This is a genomic window from Legionellales bacterium (assembly GCA_026125385.1).
GTDB lineage: Bacteria > Pseudomonadota > Gammaproteobacteria > JAHCLG01 > JAHCLG01 > JAHCLG01.
This window is the reverse complement of record JAHCLG010000005.1, coordinates 63,813-81,649: the sequence shown is the minus strand read 5'-3', so window position 1 is coordinate 81,649 and position 17,837 is coordinate 63,813. Positions and strand designations below refer to the sequence as shown.

The window sequence follows — 17,837 nt, the reverse complement described above, 5'->3', positions numbered from 1 at the left end:
GCCTCGCCTAAAAGCCAATTGTTTTGAGTAGAGATGGCGAATAGATATATTTTTTAGAGCCTATTCACACGCTCCGACGCAAGCTCGAAACTTTGAACAGGCGCTAACACCCAGTGGGTTCTTCGGGTTAATGACCGCGGATCATTTCCGTGGTACCGATCACTTTCTTTAAATAAGGGATAATTAAACACGCCAATAATCCAATAATGATGGTAACCATACCAAACTGATAAAACGCATGCTGATAAATGGGATCGGTGACGACAGGATTAATCACGTGCTCGGGTGTGGCCGTTTGCTTGGCTAAAAATTCGGAAATAGAACCTGCGATACCCGCAGCTAATTGCCAAATGCCTAACATTAACCCTTCAACTTGTTTGGGTACTAAAGAACCCACCATCGAATAACCAATGGGGCCCACGAATAATTCGCCCACGGTTTGGAAAAAATAACTCAAGACAATCCAACTGAGCGCGACAAAGCCTAAGGTATTGTGAAAATGGATACCCACCCACAACACGATATAACCAATACCCATTAAAATAACACCGGTGGCAAATTTTGTGGGCACCGAAAAATCTTTGCCACGATGTCCTAAGAACATCCACACCCAAGTTAAAAGTGGTCCTATAGTAATAATAAAAAAGGAATTTAACGAAGTGAGCGTGGCAGCAGGAATTAAATGTCCGAAAACACTGCGATCAACGTTGCGTTCCATGAAAATAATCATCACCGATGGGCCGAGTTGATACAGCGACCAAAAGGCAACGGAAACAATGGTTAAAATTAAAAAGGCTAATAATTTATTGCGTTTATCACCACCTAAACGTACGGCATATAAGACGATGAAGGCAGCGCAAAGAATGCTACCAGCGATTAAAATAATATTACACAGTGTCGCATTTTCTAATAATATCCAAACCGACGGGATACAAATTAAAGTGGCAATCAAGCCAATTGAGCGTGATTTTTTGGTATAGGCAATGCGCTCTGCTTGATGTTCATCATCACGACGGCGATATAAATTGTAATAGTTTAAAAATAACACGGTGGAGAAAAACATGAAAATCGCACCGATTAAGAAGGCATAAGGATAGCCATAGGTGCTCGCGATATATCCAGCCACCGAACTGGCAGCAAGACTACCCAAATTCATTCCGATATAAACAATGGTGAAACCACTGTCGCGCCCAGGCGCGCCATGTGGATAGAGACGACCTAATAATACGTATTGGCAAGGCACCATGAAACCCACACCAATAGCAAAAAAACACAGTCCTGAATATAAACCAACGACATTTTGAATCATCAACAGTAATAAACCAATCAAAGAAAATACGGAGCTTAATACCACCGTGGGACGATTACCCAAGAAGCGATCGGCGATGTAACCCCCAATCACGGGAATGGCAAAAACCAAGGCATTGTAAGCCGCATTTAAGGCGTAGGTTTTTTCGTCGGTAAAATGCAAACGCTGCGTGCAATATAACACGAGCAATGCATAAATCATCGAGAAACCGATCATGGTTAATAATTGCAAAAAGAACATGACGAAAATGCCGGGAGGATATTTGCTGGTATTTCTCATTATAAACATGACTCGCTACTTGTTATAAGCATAGGAGTATAGCGTTTAATAAATGGAAAAGAAACTGAAACTTTTAACGGTTAAGCCATCAATCTATTCAGAGTAATGCGGCCATCTTTGGCCAGAATAAAATTAATAGAATCACCGCAATAATCGGCAAGAGGATAAACACTAAAGGGAGCCAACTTCTTTGCGTACGTCGATGTTTTTCTTGACGGATCACGCCATAAACTTGGTCACGCACATCGAAATCGATTTGATCCAATTCATCTTTTAATGCTCGACGAATCATTTGATAATGCATCATTTTATTGCGTAACGCGTTTGATTCGCTAATCGCGTTTAACAAGCGACGTTGCTCGCGAGCACTGAGTTCATCGTCAATGAGTGACGAAATTTCTTCGCTAAAATTGTCTTCTTTAATTTTTTTGTTCACAGTTATTTATCCTTTAACAACGGTTTTAATCGTTCATCTACCGCTTCGCGGGCACGAAATAAGCGCGATCGCACGGTACCCACTGGGCATTGCATCACACTAGCAATTTCTTCATAGCTTAAGCCTTCGATTTCACGTAATAAAATTGTCATGCGCAATTCTTCAGGTAATTGATCGACGGTATTAATCACGGTACGCTGAATTTCTTCGGTTAATAATTCATGCTCGGGGCTGGCGATTTCTTGTAATTTGCTACTGGGTGGATTGCCATGTTCATCGAGAATATCGATACCGCTTTCAGGCAGATGACGCGTGTGTTCGATATGATAATTTTTCGCAGTATTCACCGCGATACGGTATAACCAAGTATAAAACGCACTGTCTCCACGAAATTGATGTAACGCACGATAGGCTTTAATAAACACTTCTTGCGTAACATCTTTAATTTCGTGCGTGTCATGAATGTAACGCGAAATAAGCTTAGCCACTTTGTGCTGATATTTTAAAATCAATACATCAAATGCCGTATTATCGCCTTTTAACGTGCGCTTAACTAAACGTTCATCGATTTTCGGATTGGGCATGCTGTTTGCTTATGAAGTTGCAAGCTAAAACCTTATTATAACGATTGTGATCAAAAGACGACACTAATTTAATCATAAGTGAGCACCCTGGAACGAAGCGTAGCATGGAACGGAGCGCAGCCGTAGCCTGGAACTTCGCTGTGCTACGATCCAGGATCAGAACATGAAAAAACCTCACTCCTAAATTTTAATTTGCTCGATACTAGATAAAAGGTTTTTCATATTTTAAAATTGAGTCGTGATGTTTAAATATTATTTATTTTTTTTTAAGTTCCAGGCTAATCGCTAAAAAAATAAAAAAACTAACTTTCCAATGAAATTTTAGAACATGAAAAAAATTTGATCTAGGATTGAGCACAGTAAAATTCAGGATTGGGGTTTTTTTCATGTTCTGATCCTGGATCTACGCTGCGCTACGTTCCAGGCTACGGCAAGCTCCGTTCCAGGCTACGACCCCTACCAGAAAAATATATTTTTATTCTACCACTGGTACCCGCTTGTAAATATCAAAAATTACTAATATTATTGCGCGCTGGGAAAATGTTAGTGTGAAAAAACGTTTAATAACAACCTTCAAGGAGATTTGGAAGTGGAGACTAGTTACCGTAAGTTGTCTGATACAGAAAATGACAATGGCTCTTCATCAGGAGTGTCCGGTAAGATAATTAATGTAGATGCAGAAGATATAACCGAGATTAACACAGACACAGGAAAAAAAAGTCCTAAAGCCAGTCTCAAATACAAAGTGTTGCGTGCTCTTTTTATCGCGGCCAATTTACTCGAGTTTGTTTATTCAGCCTTCGTTGTTCAACAGCTATGGGAACAAATTGATGACTACGAATTGGCGGAAAGTATCACTGTTCCTCTCAAAGCAATTGCCTTTCTGTTGGCGATGGGCAATTTATATTGCGATTTACTGGCACTCGATCCTGCCACAGAAGCGGCCGATCTCGCATCTGCTGAGCCTTCTGATGATGTAAAAACCCGTGACATTGCTTTAAAATGGTTTCTTGTTTTAGGTCCAGGTGGTTTTAGTCATGTCTTTGGTGCTGGAGCAGATGCAATAGCAATAAAGCGCTTATTGCCAGATAGTACCATAGGTAAAGCATTTGCATTGGCTCTCGGCATACCGGCTACTTTACTCGGAGTAACCTATTACACCACCATGACACTGCGTACGGTTGCTGACCATATTAAGGCGATTCGTAAATTCTTTGAAGAAAAGCGTGGATTTAAAGGCCAGTATTTTGATGAAGTCATGTTAAGACTTCATCATGGAATGAGAGCCTTCTTAGCTAATCCTGCTTATCGTGCCATTTCATTTTTTGCAATTGCCGCTATATTGGAAAATGTTGTACTTGATCGTGAAGTGGATGATATTTCCGTTTTATCGATCTGCATAAGTGCTGGCATTGGCCAAGGCATTTATACCTTATTTTCAAGAGCGTTAAAATTATTTAATAATACCGTCAAAAATTTTCAAATTTATTATCAGCTCGAGACATTATTGAATAACGCTTATTCAATAAAAAGCCAAGAGAATGACAACCAAATCACAGAACTAAATTTAGTGCTAACTGCTGATCTAACGGCTTTTTTTGACGATTTGGGGCTTAAAAATAATCAAGAGATTATTCAGGCATTTAATAATCTCACTAAAGAACAGCTCCGCCAAGAAAAATTAGAATTATCCTACGCACTCCATGGCAGCGAGATAGATCGATTCGCGTGGCTAATGAATTTCGTGCTGGCATTAATACGAGCAGTTCCTGTGGGTATAATTCTGCACCAGAATATTCCCGTATCACGCCAAAATGAGCCCACCAAACACTATGCTGTTGGAACGTCTTCTGCAACATTATTTGCGGCATCGGTATATGCGGCATATATGGCTCGTAAGTACAGCATAGCTGTACCATCGTTTAAACGAATAACTCAACTAAAGCCAGAACAAATAGAAGTATTAACCAAAATTGCGGCAGCTCAAGTTCAACCTCTTGATAGTTCATCCTCAAGCCCAACGACTGAGGTAAGTACTTTTGCACCCGCAGCACAGAATAAAGTAACCTTTACTGATCTTCAAAAAGCTCAGCAACAAAATTTACATTTAACCAAAATCAATAATTGTGCTAATGGTTTAGCATTTGCAGCACGTTGGTTTGTGTTCAATGGATTTATCAAAACCTTAGCGCATTTATTTGAATTGCATAACATTGCCACAATAGATAAGCCAACTCAGATTTGTTTAGCGGTTTGGTGGGGTCTGGAAACTAATTTTGCGGATAGAGCACAATATTCGCAGTGGATCGATACTACGGTCTCGCGTATTATGACTTCTATAAAGATTGAGAATAGTCTCCATGATACTGAAAATAAATTGCGTTTGAAGTTAAAAAATTTATATCATGCTTATTTAAAAGATGCTACTCAATTCGATGAGACGGAAATTCAGCCTGCCCAGAAAAAATTACATGCTGGAGTGTCAACTGGATCGTAGCGTAGCCTGGAACGGAACTTGCCGTAGCCTGGAACGAAGCGTAGCGTAGCCTGGAACGAAGCGCAGCGGAGATCCAGGATCGGAGTTTTAAAATTTCACTGTTCCTGGATCGTAGCGCAGCGAAGTTCCAGGCTACGACAAGTGACTTTTAAAAATCGAAACAATTATGATTTATGATGTGTTAATTATTGGCTCTGGCGTGGCGGGATTAAGCTTAGCGCTACGATTACCCGCTTCCTTTAATATTGCCTTGGTGTGTAAAGATGAATGCACAGAAGGATCGTCGTTTTATGCGCAAGGCGGGATTGCCGCGGTATTTGGTGATGACGATAGCTTGGAACAACACATTCAAGATACGTTAATTTCAGGTGCGGGATTATGTGATCGTGCCATTGTTGAATTAGTCGTTACCCGCGCGCGCGAATGTATTGAATGGTTAATCCGCTGTGGCGTGCATTTTACTCAAGCGTTGGGTGAACATGCTCATCCGGCCTTGCATTTAACGCGTGAAGGTGGGCATTCGCGCGATCGCATTGTTCATGCGGCCGATGCCACCGGACGTGAAGTAGAAACTACCTTAGTCGATTTAGTCAAACAAAAAAATAATATTACGATTTTCACTCATCATTTAGCGATTGATTTAATTAAACACGAAAATAGCATTGCTGGGATTTATGCCTTTGACGAAACACAACAACAAGTGATTGCGTTAAGCGCACGTACCACAGTGTTAGCCACGGGAGGTGCGAGTAAAGTTTATCTTTATACCAGTAATCCCGATGTTTCCAGTGGCGATGGCATTGCCATGGCGCATCGCGCGGGTGCTGCTATCAAGCATATGGAGTTTAATCAATTTCACCCCACCTGTTTATATCATCCCCAAGCCAAATCCTTTTTAATTTCCGAAGCCCTGCGCGGTGAAGGGGCAAAATTACGTTTGCCCGATGGCACTGAATTTATGCAGTTATTTGATGCGCGTGGCGAGTTAGCCACTCGCGATATTGTGGCACGCGCTATCGATCATGAAATGAAACGTTTGGGAATTGAACACGTTTTATTAGATATTTCGCATCGCCATCGCGATTTTATTATTCAACATTTCCCAATGATTTATCAGCGTTGTTTGCAATATGGTATTGACATTACCCGCGAAGCGATCCCGGTGGTACCAGCCGCGCATTATACGTGTGGCGGCGTAGTAACTGATCGCTTTGGAAAAACCACGATTAATAATTTATTTGCGATTGGCGAAGTCGCCTGCACAGGTTTGCATGGTGCGAATCGCATGGCGAGTAATTCTTTATTAGAATGTTTAGTATTTGGCGCAGAAGCAGCGCAATATATTCAACAACACTTCAATGAATTTCCCGTGCCTAAACCCATCAAGCCGTGGGATGAATCGCGGGTCACCGATTCCGACGAGGAAATTGTTGTCACTCATAATTGGCACGAACTCAGACGCACCATGTGGAATTATGTAGGCATTGTGCGAACGAATAAACGCTTGCAACGCGCCCTTAATCGCATTGAATTATTAAAACAAGAAATTCACGACTATTACAGCCATTTCCGCGTCAGTAAAAATTTATTGGAATTACGCAATTTAATTGTGGTCGCTGAATTAATGGTACATGCAGCATTAGCGCGTAAGGAAAATATTGGTTTGCATTATTCGTTGGATTATAAAATAAAAACGTGAGAGTTATGAAATACTCACGTTTTTATTTTATTAAGGGTTAGCGCATTAATGGAAATAAAATCACATCGCGAATAGAGGGTGCGTCGGTGAATAGCATCACTAAGCGATCAATTCCAATGCCCTCCCCCGCAGTGGGTGGCAAACCGTATTCTAAGGCGGTAATATAATCTTCATCGTAACTCATGGCTTCGGCGTCGCCAGCATTTTTGGCATCGACTTGGGCTTGAAACCGTTGCGCTTGATCGTCTGGATCGTTTAACTCGGAAAAACCGTTAGCAATTTCACGGCCACCGACAAAAAATTCAAAGCGATCGGTTAAAAAAGGATTCGTATCACTACGTCGCGCTAAAGGGGATACTTCCGCAGGATATTCGGTAATAAATGTGGGATCGAGCAAGCGATGTTCCACGGTTTTTTCAAAAATTTCTAATTGAATTTTACCTAGGCCATCGATTTCTTTTAAATTTATTCCTAAATTTTCCGCATAACGACGAGCCTGATGAATATCATTTAATTCCGCCGCAGTGATCGCAGAATTATAGTGCAATATGGCATTAAATAAACTTAAGCGTTGAAATGGTTTAGCAAAATCCAGTGCTTGGTTTTGATAAGTAAATTGTAAACTGCCTTTAATATTCCGCGCTAATAAACGCATTAATTCTTCGGTTAAATCCATTAATCCATGATAATCTTGATAGGCTTCGTAAAATTCCATCATAGTAAATTCTGGATTATGACGAGTTGACACGCCTTCATTGCGAAAGTTGCGATTAATTTCAAATACTTTTTCAAACCCACCGACGACTAAACGTTTTAAATATAATTCTGGTGCAATTCTTAAAAACAATTCCATGTCTAATACATTATGATGAGTGATAAAAGGACGCGCGGCAGCACCTCCCACTAAAGGATGCATCATCGGGGTTTCGACTTCGAGATAATTTTTTTCAATCATAAATTGGCGAATGAGTTGAATAATTTTAGTGCGCGCTAAAAAAGTATTGCGCGATTGCTCAGTCACTAATAAATCCAAATAACGTTGACGATAACGCAGTTCTTGATCGGCTAAACCGTGATATTTATCGGGCAAGGGGCGGAGTGCTTTGGTTAATAATTCAATCTGCTCTGCATGAATGGATAATTCGCCGGTTTTAGTTTTAAAGAGAAAGCCTTTGACGCCAATTATATCGCCCATATCCCATGTTTTAAATTCTTCATAAACAGATTCACTCACATCATTTTGACGCACGTAAATTTGGATGCGGCCACTCATGTCTTGCAATTGAATAAAACTGGCTTTACCCATTAAGCGCCGTAACATGATGCGTCCGGCAACACTCACTGAAATTTTAGGATCATTAAAAGATTCGCTCGGTTTTTCTGCATAATGTTGATGTAAGTCTTGCGCTAAATCTTGACGACGAAATTGGTTAGGATAAGCATTTTTTTGCTGGCGCAACAGTTCCAATTTTGCGCGGCGCTGCGCGATTTGTTCGTTTGCGGATAATTCAATATCCTGATCGTCAATCATGTTGTTACACTCCACTTTTTAAACTTTCAATAATAAAAGGTTCTAAATCACCATCGAGTACTGCTTGGGTATTGCCTGTTTCAACGTTGGTACGTAAATCTTTAATTCGCGAGGCATCGAGCACATATGAACGAATTTGCGATCCCCAGGTGATATCAGATTTACTGTCTTCTAAGGCTTGCTGACTTTCGTTACGCTTGCGCATTTCTAATTCGTATAATTTCGCGCGCAATTGACTCATGGCTTGCGCACGATTTTTATGTTGCGAGCGATCGCTTTGACATTGCACAACAATATTTGTGGGTAAATGGGTAATGCGAATCGCTGAATCGGTACGATTCACGTGCTGCCCACCTGCCCCACTGGCGCGATAAGTGTCAATCCGTAAATCGGCAGGATTAATTTCAATGTCAATATTGTCATCAATTTCGGGTGAAATAAACACCGCGGCAAAAGAAGTATGACGACGATTACCCGAATCAAATGGCGATTTACGCACTAAACGATGAACACCCGACTCCGTGCGCAACCAACCATACGCATATTCACCCTCCACTTTCACCGTAGCACTTTTAATTCCGGCCACTTCACCTTGTGATAATTCGATGATTTCTGCCTGAAAACCTTTGCTTTCAATAAAACGCAAATACATGCGTAATAACATTTCTGCCCAGTCTTGTGCCTCAGTGCCACCCGATCCCGATTGAATTTCTAAAAATGCATTATTCGCATCCATTTCGCCATGAAACATGCGCTGAAATTCCAGTTGTTCTAATTGAGTTTTGAGGGTGAGAATATCCTGCGTGAGACTTAATACCGCCGCTTCATCATTTTCAGCACTGGCTAATTCGATTAATTCGGGTAAATCTTTTAAATTATTTTGCAAATTCCGAATAGTTTGCACTTGCCGTTCGAGTGCTGCGCGTTCGCGGCCTAAATTTTGGGCGCGTTCTTTATCGTTCCAAATGGCGGGGTCTTCTAATTCGCGAGTCACTTCTTCTAGTCGTTCCACTTTGACATCAAAGTCAAAGATACCTCCGAATGTGGAGAGTGCGTTCGAGCAAATCCTCGACTTGATTCAGCAATTGCGCAACTTCAAGCATGGTGTTTACATCTTATAGGAATAAAGGAAGGTATTATACTCAATTTAATGGTAAATGCGAGTTGGATTTGATATGCAACAAGTTTATAAAAACCCAAAGATAAAAATTATCGATTCAACTTTTCGTAGAGGTACTCTCAGCCACTCGGTGTATCTTTTAATAAAGCACAAACGCTTAAAACAATAGCAAAAATATGGGAGCTAGGCGTCGATATGCTTGAAGTTGGCTTCTCTGCAAGTTCTGACTTACATTTTTCAAACGAAAAAAAGTGTATATCAAACAGCTATATCCACCTATATAGTCAGACACATTCACACAACACCCGATGAAACTATTCATCCCCATGTGGATACGCATACTCACAAATGTGACAGTTTGTTTTTGTTCATTGGGAAGAATAATGATCTCACTGGCCTCACCGTATCCGTTAGGATTGGCGATGAAGAAGCACTCATTTCAAGCCCAGAATGAAATCCTTTTATTACTGTGTCTTAAAGAGCGTAAACGATGGTGCGGATATTTGTTGCTCATCCACATCCATAGCAGTGGCTGGGGGATTTTTATTAATTTGCGCGGGCTCTGTAATGTAGGATTTAAAGTTTTTATATCTTTTTATTAAATGGTCCAAAATACGGTATCTAGCAACTAACTGCTGATGGAGAGCTAATAACTCATCCTCACTCATGTCTTGATAAGGATTATTTTCTGCGTGGTTAATTGACTGATTATTTACAGTTGATTGAATGGTTGTGTTAATAGCACTGTTTAATGGCAGGATCCCAATCGTTTGTAGTTGTTTAAAGGTATTAGGATAATCAGATGATGCAATTGCGCTAATATACTCGTACAATACTTTTTTATCGCCGTCGGTTGCAGAACTAAATTCGGTCTTCAGAATTTGAGAATATTTTTGAAACACCGTTTTGTGTCGAGTGGTATCAAGGTGCAGTTGCGAAAATTGTGGTGAACTGATAGACCCGTATTGTGATTTAGATTGAATTTTCTTGATATAGTCTTCTGTGCTTATTAGAAAAAACACTAATGTCTTAAGATCCATTTTATATTTCCTAATTATTATAATTGTTATCGGAATCGATTAAAAAATTGGTAGGCACGAGTGGGATCGAACCACCGACCACTACCATGTCAAGGTAGTGCTCTACCACTGAGCTACGTGCCTGCAATGGGTGCTGATTCTAGGTGAGTTTGAGGTAAGAATCAAGTTTGAATTAACCATTTTTGGCGTAATTGCGAAATTTGGTCCCGCAGCTCGGCGGCCTCTTCGAATTCTAAGTTTTTCGCATGCTCAAACATTTTATTTTCAAGCTGTTTTAATTTCTTGTGAATTTCTCCAGGTTTTGCGCGCGTAAAATCGAATTCTTCAGCGGGTTGCTTAGCGCGTTTTTTACTAGTCATCGGCGCATTACGATAAGCACCTTCCATAATATCTTGCACGGCTTTTTGAATGGTGGTGGGCGTGATGTTATTTTGCTGATTGTGATCCAGTTGTTTTTTGCGGCGACGTTCAGTTTCTGCCAAGGCGCGCTGCATGGAGCCTGTTATGGTATCGGCGTATAAAATCGCTTTACCATGAATATTACGCGCCGCGCGGCCAATGGTTTGGATCAACGAACGTTCTGAGCGTAAAAAACCTTCTTTATCGGCATCTAAAATAGCGACTAAAGACACCTCAGGAATATCTAAACCCTCGCGCAATAAATTAATCCCCACCAACACATCAAATTCGCCTAATCGTAAATCACGAATAATTTCGACGCGTTCTACGGTATCAATATCGGAATGCAAATAACGCACGCGAATATTGTGTTCGGCTAAATAGCCGGTTAAATCTTCTGCCATGCGTTTGGTTAAGGTGGTGACTAAAATGCGCTGATGATGATTTACTCTTAGATTAATTTCCGATAACAAATCGTCAACCTGCGTTGCCACCGGACGAATGTCAACCAAGGGATCGACTAAGCCTGTGGGGCGCACCACTTGTTCAACGATTTGACCCGAGCAATTTTTTTCGTAATCACTGGGCGTTGCTGAAACATAAATGCATTGGCCGGTTAATTGTTGAAATTCTTCAAAACGTAAAGGACGATTATCCAATGCCGATGGCAAACGAAAACCATATTCAACTAAGGTTTCTTTGCGGGCGCGATCGCCACGATACATGCCGCCAATTTGTGGAATGGTGACATGCGATTCATCGATGATCATGATCGCATCTTTGGGTAAATAATCGATTAAGGTGGGCGGTGGTTCTCCGCTTTGCCGTCCCGATAAATATCGGGAATAATTTTCAATGCCTGAGCAATAGCCCAGCTCTACCATCATTTCAATATCGTATTGCGTGCGCTGTTCTAATCGTTGCGCTTCCACTAATTTTTGATGATGATGTAATTGTTGCAACCGATCTTTTAATTCGATTTTAATATCGTCTACCGCTTTTAATAAGGTATCGCGCGGGGTGACGTAATGGGTTTTCGGAAAAATAGTGACGCGAGGAATTTTTTGTTTAATTTCTCCCGTGAGTGGATCAAATAGCGCAAGACTTTCAATTTCTTCATCGAATAATTCTACTCGTACCGCTTCATTTTCACTGTCGGCGGGAAAAATATCAATCACATCACCATGCACACGATAGGTAGCGCGCTGAAAAGCCATATCATTACGCGTATATTGCATTTCAGCTAAACGCCGCAACAATGCACGCTGATCCAACGTGTGACCGCGCGATAAATGCAATACCATGTTTAAATAGGTTTCTGGGGCACCTAAACCGTAGATCGCCGAAACGGTGGCAACAATAATCGCGTCACGCCGTTCTAAAATGGCTTTTGTAGCCGATAAACGCATTTGTTCGATGTGGTCATTAATGGAGGCATCTTTTTCGATGTAAGTATCGCTGCTGGGAACATAGGCTTCTGGTTGATAATAGTCGTAATACGAAACAAAATATTCCACAGCATTGTGCGGAAAAAAAGCTTTCATTTCGCCGTATAATTGCGCCGCCAGAGTTTTATTGGGTGCCATGATAAGTGCGGGTCGTTGCACGGCTTCTAATACTTTTGCCATCGTAAACGTTTTACCGGAACCCGTCACACCTAATAGCGTTTGGTGAGCTAAGCCTTGTTCCAAACCATTAACTAATTTTGCAATGGCTTGAGGTTGATCGCCTGCAGGTTGATAGGTAGAAATAACGGCAAATGATTTTTCCATCGTTAAAAAAATAAAATCTGACTATTCATGGCGTGAGTATATCATTCACGACTCGATTTAGGGATGACTCTAAAAAATAAAATTCGCTCACTTGTCAAGCAAATAAATTATTAATTTTCATCTTGGCTTCTTAAAAAAACTCGGTATGATCAAAACCTCTATTCTACTATCCTACAGGATAACATCATGCATTATCATCTTGCCGATCGCGTTGCGCGGATTAAACCCTCTGCCACTTTAGCGGTCAGCGCTAAAGCGCAACAACTGCAAGCACAAGGTCATAATATTATTAATCTTGGCGTGGGAGAGCCCGATTTTGACACGCCCGATCATATCAAAGAAGCGGCAAATAAAGCCATGCATGATGGCAAAACGAAATATACCGCGGTAGGTGGAACACCAGAATTAAAACAGGCGATTGTCAATAAATTCGCGCGCGAAAATCAATTAACCTATACGCCTAATCAAATTCTCGTCAGCAATGGTGCGAAACATTGTATTTTTAATTTAGCCCAAGTCCTTATTAACCCTGGCGATGAAGTAATTATTCCTGCACCCTATTGGGTTTCTTATCCTGATATTGTGAAATGCATGAATGGAGAACCCGTGATTATTAGCGCGGGTATCGAGCAGCACTATAAAATTAAGCCGCATCAATTGGAGGCCGCCATTACGCCGAAAACGCGATTATTAATATTAAATAGTCCCTCTAATCCTACAGGGATGGTATATACCCAACAAGAACTCCAAGCCTTAGCTGAAGTATTAATTGAACATCCGCAAATTATGATCGCCAGCGATGATATTTATGAGCATATTCTGTGGAGTGCAGAGCCTTTTATCAATATCGCCATGGCGTGTGAAGAATTAAACGATCGCACCATTGTCATCAACGGCGTGTCAAAATCCTATGCCATGACAGGATGGCGCATTGGTTATTGTGCCGGACCTGAAGCCATTATTGCCGCCATGACGAAAATGCAATCGCAAAGCACCTCGAATCCTTGCTCAATTGCGCAAGCCGCCACTGTTGCCGCCTTATCTGAATCACAAGATTGTGTGAAGACCATGAACAAAGCCTTTCAACAACGGCACGATTTTTTAATTCCACAATTGCAAGCGATCGCAGGTATTCATTGCTTGCCCTCACAAGGCACTTTTTATAGTTTTCCCTCGATTACGGAAGCCATCAAACACACTAAAACCATCCATGACGATGTCGATTTCGCGAATTTTCTTTTAGACCATCAAGGTCTCGCGATTGTCCCAGGCAGCGCGTTTGGCATGCCAGGCAGCATTCGTTTATCATTTGCTTGTAGTGAAGCCACTTTAGCCGATGCCATTCAACGTTTGCAGCAAGGCTTATCACAGCTTACTCGATAGGAAATTAAAATTGATCCGGCGCGTTATTTTTAATCGGCGCTAAAAAAAATCATTGACGTAATTGTGTGAGCTCAGTACTATAGCGCCTCGATTGAAATGAGTTCCCCGATAGCTCAGTCGGTAGAGCAAGTGACTGTTAATCACTGGGTCGGCGGTTCAAGCCCGTCTCGGGGAGCCAAATTAATCGCTTATTTTCCCATCGAGATTGGCATGAAACCCACATTTTGTATCATCGGCGCAGGACGTTTGGGTAAAACGTTAGGACGTCTTATCGTTTCTAAAAAGCTAGGAACGCTTCTTGGCATTCATAATCAAACCCTGGAATCTGCTAACCGCGCGATTGAATTTATTGGCGAAGGCCAAGCATACCAAAGCATTAGCACGCTACCCTCTTGCAATATTATTTTTATTACCACTAACGATGATGCCATTGAGGCTTGCGTAACACAATTAGCCTCTTCTAAACAACTAGCACCAAACACCATTGTGTTACATTGCAGTGGCAGTTTATCCTCTACTATTTTAACGCCGTTAAAAACTCAATCTGTTTTTATCGCTTCAGCCCACCCCATCAGGAGTGTTGCCGATCCGCAACGCAGTATGCTTAATTACGAAGGAACGTTTTGTGCGCTAGAAGGCGATGAACAAGCACTCATGCGATTAACCGATTTATTTACCGCCTTTGGTTCAATCCCGTTTAGAATTTCTGCTGCCACCAAACATTTGTATCATGCAGGAACGGTGTTTGCTTCTAATTATTTAGTCACTTTATTTAACACCAGCCTAACCTGTTTAGTAAACGCGGGAATTGAATCCTCCGTAGCGCAGCGCATCGTCTTGAATCTGATGCAAGGCACTTTGCAAAACCTCGCTGCTGCAAAACATCCGCACGAGGCGCTGACTGGCCCTTTAATGCGCGGCGATATAGAAACCATTAAAGCGCATCTTGCCGCCCTCTCACCATCACTCAAACATTTTTACCAAGCCTTAGGATTAATTACGCTTGAAATGACTGCGTTAAATTCAGAACAAAAAGAAAAACTATTAGCCTATTTCGCTGAGCCTAATAGTTGATCCAACATGGGCAACGCTTTCACAAATGGTAATACTTGAATATCCCCTTCATAATAAGATTCATTGCCTCCGTATAACAAATATAACCTTGCTTCAGGATAATCTTCGCCGAATATTTTTAAACCTTTAAAATCATGCTGATCAAGGCGTGTCTTGCGTTTTATTTCAAATGCAAAAAATCCTTTTTTACCATATAACACAAAATCCACTTCTTTTTGATCGCGGGTGCGCCAATAGCTTATTGTGTAACCCCATTCAAAATAATCGTTGTAAGCTTTTGCTTCTTGTAAAAATAACGTTTCTAACGCAGCGCCATCAATTTCTGCTGGACTATCGAGCGGCCCTTGTGGTCTTATCGTCCGATAAACACCGGTATCGAAATAATAAAATTTAGGGGAATTTACTAATTCCCGTTTAGCACGTTTATTGAATACCGGTAAACGATAGGCGATTAATAAATCTTCTAATATTTCAAAAAAATTAGTCACAGTATGACGATTACTAGCAATTTCACGACTGATCGCCGTGTAGTTTAATATTTCACCTTGCGAAAAACTGGCGGTTTCTAAAAACCGTGTAAATAAAGCAATATTACGGGTTAAGCTCTCTTGCAACACTTCTTCTCGTAAATAAGTGGCAACATAACTCGATAAATATTTTTGCGTTTCTTGGCTCATAATGGCCATTGGTAAATGTCCAAACAACAACGATTGATGAAGATTAAATGTTGCGCCTAATTCCCGACAGGTTAAGGGATGAAGATAATAAGTGAGCGCCCTTCCTGCCAATAAATTTACGCCTTGGGCTTTTAATTTGCGAGCACTCGAACCGGTTAAAATAAATCGCAAGCCGCGCCCTTCAATTAAGCGATGCACCTCGTTCAAAATTGCTGGTATTTTTTGCACTTCATCTAAAATAACCCAGCCTTGATACGAAGAAGGAATTTTGTCATTCAAACGCGTTGGTCGAGCAGAGAATTCGGTATAAAGATCGTCATTTAATAAATCGAAATACAGCGCTTCCTTAAAATGCTCTTTTAACCAGGAAGTTTTTCCCGTTCCGCGAGGACCAAACAAAAAGACACTGTGTTGAGAGTTTTTATCGAGATAAAGTAAGCGCGTAAACATACGATTTCCTGAAGACCCTGTATTGATTATAAAGTTAGCGTATTTTGTTCAAAATCGCAATCAGAAATCTCTATTTTAGGCAAAAATCGCGAATACCAATCGCGATTTTTTAGGCTATTCTTATGCTATCCTTATAAATTTGTTGAAGAGATTGCATTATGACAGTACCGCCTAGCCGAATTGCTCGTTTGCTAAGAACCACTAGCCGTTCCTTTCGCGAAGCACATTCCTCATCTTCTGCTGCGATTATTCCTTCTGTGGCAGCATCAAGAGTCCGAGTTGAGGATCTAACAACCCGAGTTTCTCGGCCACATTTCCATTGTTTAGAACTAATGGGAATTAAAGACATGCCAGCGCAAATGGCCTTACGCTTAAACCGCATGTATGAAGAACAATTACGACGTAATGAAGAAATTGCCATTCTGCCCATCACGGTAACCCCAGATTATGATCCTGAAACCAGTTCGCCGAGCCATGGTCGTTTTGAAGAAAGACCTTGGCGGCGTGATCGCGCAAAAGAAAAAAGAGACATGATTCAAACTGCCACTCAAATTATGGATCTAGCACAGCATCGATTTGCCAAAGAATGCATTGAGGTAATTGATGATAAACCACGGGTAAAAGATGATAAGCGCAATACGGCGGCGGTAGTTGTCACGAGTGAATTTTTCTTTTCGTTACCTAAAAGTCTTGGTCCTTTGACATTACCCGAATTTCAAACCATTGTGGGAGAAATCAGCGATCACGCGACGTCCTTGCATGAAAATGTCATTGTCGATCTCGGCACTTTTCAAGTTTATAATCCCGAACGCGATGTTGTTCATAATCTTTTAATTTCTGCGCAATGCGGTCGACAACCGCTATTAAGTGTGATTGCTAAAACCTTTCCCTCATCTATTGATCCCAGCTATCCACGTCCCCTGCCAGAAGATGCAACGTTATTAACTCGATTAGCACGCCTGCTGCGCACTCCGGTGATCCCTGCTGGCGGATATGAGGTAGGTGACGATGTTGATGCCGATAAAATTGCAGAACTATACGCCTCCCCACCCGCTATTATTGCGACTGAAACGGGATTAACCAATCACCACCCGCTGATGGAACATCGGTTGTTAGGCGGAGGTATTTTATTGCATAGTATAGAAATTTGTTTGGATCATCGTAAGAGGGTGTTCGAAAGTCATTTAAGTGACACCGAAGAAAATCCCCTGTCGCGTGTTGTACGTGTAATCAGTTCCAATTGCGTTAATACTCGCGAGGGCATTATGGCGGTGGTTGCCGATGCTGCAAAGCCTGATTTACCCAGTAAAACGCTTTCTAAAGATATTATTCCGCTAGCCTTTGGCGGTGCCGCTTTAGTACAAACTGGGGTCCCATTTAGGCCTGGAACAGTTGCTGATGTGTTAAAACCACCAGCGGAAGAACCACCAGCGGCAGAACCACAAGCGGCAGAACCACAAGCAGCAGAACCACAAGCAGCAGAACCACAAGCGGCAAAAACACAAAGTGTTGTCGACTCTACTCAATTACGGCATCGATCTTAGGATTGAGAAAGGCTTTACTTTGTTCAGCAACACGCTAGAATGG

At 41.4% G+C, this 17,837-nt stretch carries 13 protein-coding genes and 2 tRNA genes; 6 read left to right on the top strand and 9 right to left on the bottom strand.

Going from position 1 to position 17,837, the window contains the following annotated elements; all coding sequences use genetic code 11:
• Positions 1-127: 127 nt before the first annotated feature.
• The 3 genes from KIT27_03255 to rpoE all read right to left on the bottom strand — a co-directional run bounded on the left by KIT27_03255 (position 128) and on the right by rpoE (position 2,608).
• Positions 128-1,597 carry a peptide MFS transporter gene (locus tag KIT27_03255; protein MCW5588660.1) on the bottom strand — a complete coding sequence of 490 codons (1,470 nt, stop codon included), beginning with the start codon at positions 1,595-1,597 and terminating at the stop codon, positions 128-130.
• 88 nt (positions 1,598-1,685) lie between these two features.
• Positions 1,686-2,024, bottom strand: a complete 339-nt coding sequence (locus KIT27_03250) for a sigma-E factor negative regulatory protein (protein ID MCW5588659.1) — start codon at positions 2,022-2,024, stop codon at positions 1,686-1,688.
• 2 nt (positions 2,025-2,026) lie between these two features.
• Complete coding sequence (rpoE, locus tag KIT27_03245) at positions 2,027-2,608, bottom strand: RNA polymerase sigma factor RpoE (GenBank protein ID MCW5588658.1); 582 nt, start codon at positions 2,606-2,608, stop codon at positions 2,027-2,029.
• 589 nt (positions 2,609-3,197) lie between these two features.
• Between rpoE and KIT27_03240 the strand changes: the two genes are divergently transcribed.
• Both KIT27_03240 and nadB read left to right on the top strand, forming a co-directional pair.
• Positions 3,198-5,105, top strand: a complete 1,908-nt coding sequence (locus KIT27_03240) for a hypothetical protein (GenBank protein MCW5588657.1) — start codon at positions 3,198-3,200, stop codon at positions 5,103-5,105.
• Positions 5,106-5,271: 166 nt separating this feature from the next.
• Positions 5,272-6,804: an L-aspartate oxidase gene (gene nadB, locus KIT27_03235; protein ID MCW5588656.1), complete on the top strand. Its 1,533-nt coding sequence runs from the start codon at positions 5,272-5,274 to the stop codon at positions 6,802-6,804.
• Positions 6,805-6,841: 37 nt separating this feature from the next.
• On the opposite strand, the gene lysS is transcribed toward nadB, so the two are convergent.
• The 5 genes from lysS to uvrB all read right to left on the bottom strand — a co-directional run bounded on the left by lysS (position 6,842) and on the right by uvrB (position 12,666).
• Complete coding sequence (lysS, locus tag KIT27_03230) at positions 6,842-8,335, bottom strand: lysine--tRNA ligase (protein MCW5588655.1); 1,494 nt, start codon at positions 8,333-8,335, stop codon at positions 6,842-6,844.
• Positions 8,336-8,339: 4 nt separating this feature from the next.
• Positions 8,340-9,438 (bottom strand): peptide chain release factor 2 gene (prfB, locus tag KIT27_03225; GenBank protein MCW5588654.1). Its coding sequence is split into 2 segments (ribosomal slippage): positions 8,340-9,362 and positions 9,364-9,438, totalling 1,098 coding nucleotides; the frame shifts between segments, so codons are not numbered across the junction.
• A gap of 481 nt (positions 9,439-9,919) precedes the next feature.
• A complete protein-coding gene (locus KIT27_03220; protein MCW5588653.1) occupies positions 9,920-10,495 on the bottom strand; it encodes a hypothetical protein in 576 nt (191 codons plus the stop codon).
• A gap of 48 nt (positions 10,496-10,543) precedes the next feature.
• Positions 10,544-10,618 (bottom strand) — tRNA-Val (locus tag KIT27_03215).
• Positions 10,619-10,656: 38 nt separating this feature from the next.
• Positions 10,657-12,666, bottom strand: coding sequence for an excinuclease ABC subunit UvrB (uvrB, locus tag KIT27_03210; GenBank protein ID MCW5588652.1), 2,010 nt, complete (start codon positions 12,664-12,666; stop codon positions 10,657-10,659).
• A 186-nt stretch (positions 12,667-12,852) separates the two neighbouring features.
• Here uvrB and KIT27_03205 point away from each other — a divergent pair, with 186 nt between their 5' ends.
• The 3 genes from KIT27_03205 (at position 12,853) to KIT27_03195 (ending at position 15,123) form a co-directional block, all read left to right on the top strand.
• Positions 12,853-14,049, top strand: coding sequence for a pyridoxal phosphate-dependent aminotransferase (locus tag KIT27_03205; protein ID MCW5588651.1), 1,197 nt, complete (start codon positions 12,853-12,855; stop codon positions 14,047-14,049).
• A gap of 102 nt (positions 14,050-14,151) precedes the next feature.
• Positions 14,152-14,227: transfer RNA gene (locus KIT27_03200), tRNA-Asn, on the top strand.
• 32 nt (positions 14,228-14,259) lie between these two features.
• Positions 14,260-15,123: a DUF2520 domain-containing protein gene (locus KIT27_03195; GenBank protein MCW5588650.1), complete on the top strand. Its 864-nt coding sequence runs from the start codon at positions 14,260-14,262 to the stop codon at positions 15,121-15,123.
• Here the strand turns inward: KIT27_03195 and KIT27_03190 are convergent.
• Positions 15,099-16,250: an ATP-binding protein gene (locus KIT27_03190; protein MCW5588649.1), complete on the bottom strand. Its 1,152-nt coding sequence runs from the start codon at positions 16,248-16,250 to the stop codon at positions 15,099-15,101. The two genes, KIT27_03195 and KIT27_03190, sit on opposite strands and share 25 nt — an antisense overlap.
• A gap of 158 nt (positions 16,251-16,408) precedes the next feature.
• On the opposite strand from KIT27_03190, the gene KIT27_03185 reads away from it, so the two are divergent.
• A complete protein-coding gene (locus tag KIT27_03185) occupies positions 16,409-17,794 on the top strand; it encodes a hypothetical protein (GenBank protein ID MCW5588648.1) in 1,386 nt (461 codons plus the stop codon).
• Positions 17,795-17,837 lie beyond the last annotated feature (43 nt).